This window comes from Nostocoides sp., from assembly GCF_035343835.1.
GTDB classification, from domain to species: Bacteria; Actinomycetota; Actinomycetes; order Actinomycetales; family Dermatophilaceae; genus Nostocoides_A; species Nostocoides_A vanveenii.
The window spans coordinates 1-3,320 of sequence record NZ_DAOQZV010000302.1; the positions used below are offsets into that span (position 1 = coordinate 1).

3 protein-coding genes are annotated in these 3,320 nt (G+C 67.7%); 2 read left to right on the forward strand and 1 reads right to left on the reverse strand.

Annotated elements, in window-relative coordinates; genetic code table 11:
- Window positions 1–92 precede the first annotated feature (92 nt).
- Both PKH97_RS15190 and PKH97_RS15195 read left to right on the forward strand, forming a co-directional pair.
- Window positions 93–611: a flavin reductase family protein gene (locus PKH97_RS15190; RefSeq protein WP_324388433.1), complete on the forward strand. Its 519-nt coding sequence runs from the start codon at window positions 93–95 to the stop codon at window positions 609–611.
- Window positions 608–2,299, forward strand: a complete 1,692-nt coding sequence (locus PKH97_RS15195) for a VanW family protein (protein ID WP_324388434.1) — start codon at window positions 608–610, stop codon at window positions 2,297–2,299. The genes PKH97_RS15190 and PKH97_RS15195 overlap by 4 nt, the downstream gene beginning before the upstream one ends.
- Before the next feature lie 5 nt (window positions 2,300–2,304).
- On the opposite strand, the gene PKH97_RS15200 is transcribed toward PKH97_RS15195, so the two are convergent.
- On the reverse strand, window positions 2,305–3,114 hold the full coding sequence (locus PKH97_RS15200) for a hypothetical protein (protein ID WP_324388435.1): 810 nt from the start codon (window positions 3,112–3,114) through the stop codon (window positions 2,305–2,307).
- Window positions 3,115–3,320 lie beyond the last annotated feature (206 nt).

Sequence of the window (3,320 nt, forward strand, 5' to 3'; positions counted from 1 at the left end):
GCGGCACGGCTGAGCGGGCGCGAAGGCTATGCCCCGCTCGATCCGCGCACCGGGCTCGTGCGTCCCGGGCCCGCGGGGGAGGGCCTGATCCCGTGAGCGACGAGCAGCAGCCGGGGGCGAACGGCATACCGGTGGATGCGTGGACCTTCCGCGCGGCTCTGGGCCGGCTCGCGGGCGGGGTGACCATCGTCAGCACCATCGCCGACGGCCGCGACCATGCGATGACGGCGAATGCCGTCACGTCGGTCTCATTGGAGCCGCCTTTGGTGCTGGTGTGCGTCGAGACCGCCAGCCGCTTCCACGAGGCGGTGCTCGATGCCGGCGTCTGGGGAGTCTCCATTTTGGGGAAGAGCCAACGCCCTGCGGCGCAATGGCTTGCAACGCCGGGGCGACCGTTGGTCGGTCAACTCGACCAGATCCCGCACACGCGCGGGGCGTCCGGAGTTGTGATGATTATCGGCAGCCTCGCTACCCTCGAGTGCGAGACGTATGCCGTGCATCCGGCAGGTGACCACTCGATCGTCCTGGGACGGGTCACCGCCCTCACCCTCGCCGATGAGCCCGAGGCCGCGCTCGTCTACTACCGCAGTCAATTTGGGAGCCTTGCATGACCGACCAGCAATCCACACCGACCACCCGCCGCGCACGGCGTGTCTGGCCGTGGGCCGCCGGTGGCGCCGTGGCACTCCTGGGCGGCGGCTATGTCGCGCTCGCCGTGTCCATGGGCGACTCCACGGCTAAGGACACGACCGTCGGCGGGGTGCAGATCGGCGGCCTGAGCCACGCGCAGGCCCTGGAGAAGCTGCGAACCGGTCTGCAGGACAAGGCGGCTGCCGCGATCCCGGTCAACTTGGGGGAGCAGCGAATCAGTCTCGATCCGGCCGCGGCGGGGCTCGCCGTGGACTATGCCGGCTCCCTCGACGGGCTGACGGGAACGACCTTCAACCCCGTTGAATTGATCAACCGACTGACCGGGTCCGTCTCCGAGCCGGCCAAACTGGCGGTCGACCAGGCCAAGCTCGAGGCTGCCCTGACCAGCGCGGGCGAGGCGATCTCGACGGCTCCGAAGGACGCCACCTTGGCGTTCAAGAAGGGCGTGGCTACGGTGACCCCGGGGGTCGACGGATCGGGCGTGGACGTGCCCGCAACCGCCGACGCCGTGACGAAGGGGTGGCTACAGGTCCCGCAGATCACCGGAGCCGTCAAGACGGTCGAGCCCGACGTGACCACCGATGAAGCGACGAAGGTCAAGACGGACGTGGCCGACACGATCCTCGCCGGCCCGGTGACGGTCAAGGCGGGCGAGAAGAGTTTCGAGGTGGCCGGTGCGGACATCGCCGACAGCGTGACCTTCACGCCGAAAGACGGGACGCTCGCCGCGGCATACGACGAGAAGACCCTCGTCGGGGCGGTCCGCAAGGCCGGGCTCGCGGCGAAGGTGCTGCAGAAGGGGCGCGATGCGGTCGTGACGTCATCGGAGGGCTCGTTCAAGGTCGCCCCGTCGATCGACGGTCTCGACGTCGACGCCGCCAAGGTGCCGGCGGCGATCGAGGCGGCGATCACGAGTTCAGACCGCACGGCGGACGTGCCTGTTGTCGCTGCGCCGGCCACGTTCACCACAGCCGAGGCCAAGGCGACGCTGCCGACCGGTGTCATCTCGACATTCACCACCCAGTTCCCGTACAACCCGGACCGGACCCACAACATCACCCTGGCCGCGAGCAAGCTCAACGGCGTCTATGTCGCTCCGGGAGAACAGTTCTCGCTCAACGGACTGCTCGGCAAGCGCACTCCGGAGAAGGGCTACCGCGGTGCGCCGGTGATCTACAACGGGCGGCTGACGACCGACTACGGCGGAGGCATCTCCCAGGTCTCGACGACCCTCTTCAACGCGGTCTTCTTCTCCGGTGCGCAGATCGACGAGTTCCACCCGCATAGCTTCTATATCTCCCGCTACCCCGAGGGGCGCGAGGCGACGATCTCCTGGCCCGATGTCGACCAGAAGTTCACCAACACCACCAAGGGCGGGATCCTGATCACCACCAAGGTCGACGCCAACTCGATCACGGTCACCTTCCAGGGCAAGAAGACGTGGGATGTCACCGCGTGGAAGGGCCCGCGGACGGCGGTCGTTGAGCCCAAGACCATCCATGACACCAAAGAGGGCTGCGTCCCGCAGAGTCCCTCCGAGGGCTTCAATGTCACGGTCGGGCGGGTGTTCAAGTCCGGCAGCAAGGTGGTCAAGGAGTCGACTTTCACCACCCACTACATCCCCGAGGACCTCGTCATCTGCGGCTGACCTGGTCAGCCGTGAGCGACGCCCGAGCGGTCGGCGTAGCTGGGCGCCTGCCAGATCCGGCCGGCGCCCGAGCGGAATGCCACCGAACCGCGGGCTAGCGGCGTGCCGTCCGGACCACGGACCTCGAGATAGAGGCCTTCAAAGGCCTTGGGGTCGTGGAGCAGCGCGTGCCGCAGGGCTTCGATTTTGCCGTCCAGCGCATGCTCATCAGGCAGTTCGACGACCACGTATGCCGCCCGGTCCAGCGGGTGCAGGATGCGCGCTTCGAGCACCGTCAGCCCGAACTTCTCTGCGGCGGCGGTCAGCGCGGCCCTGGCCTGATCGTCGGTGATCGCAGGATCGCCGAAACGCTGACCAGGCTCGAGGTCGCCGACGCCGCTCGGGATCTCGGATCGGTCCCCGGTCTCATCGATGAACTCGATGTGGGCCTCGGCGATCGTGTCGGCGAGATTTCCCGAGTCCCCGGCCAGCCGCTCGGCGATTACGCCCTGGGCCAGATCGGCCTGCCAGGTGCTGGCGAGGAATCCGCCATCGGCCGCGCTTGCTCCCTTGACCTCGATATCGAGCCGGATACCGGGGCGGCCGTTTGATGCCTCGGGATCTGACGCCTGCGCCGCGACGAGGACGCCGTGGTCCATCCATGCGGTGCCCGACCGGACAGCGTCGGCAGCCGAGAGTCCGTGCTCCAGGTGTTGGCGAGATGTGACGTAGTCCGAGGGTGCGCTCAGGTCAGAATCCCGAGACCCGCCGACCCCCATCGCCCAGCCGACACCGAGCGAGCCGAGCGCCGCGCACGTCGTGGCCGCCAGAAGCACCCGCCGTTTCCTCCACCACAAGGAAGTCACCCCCGGCCGTTTGCTTCGCCGAAATGAACACTATCCATGATCTCACGGCCAGGCAGGGAGGGGGATGCTTGGCGAAAAGGATGTTTGCGGCCGCCGGCCGCGATTGTTCACGCATTCCAAGCGGTGGCGTTGACATAGGCGTGGTGGACGCGGAAGCCGAGGCGACGATAGAGCGC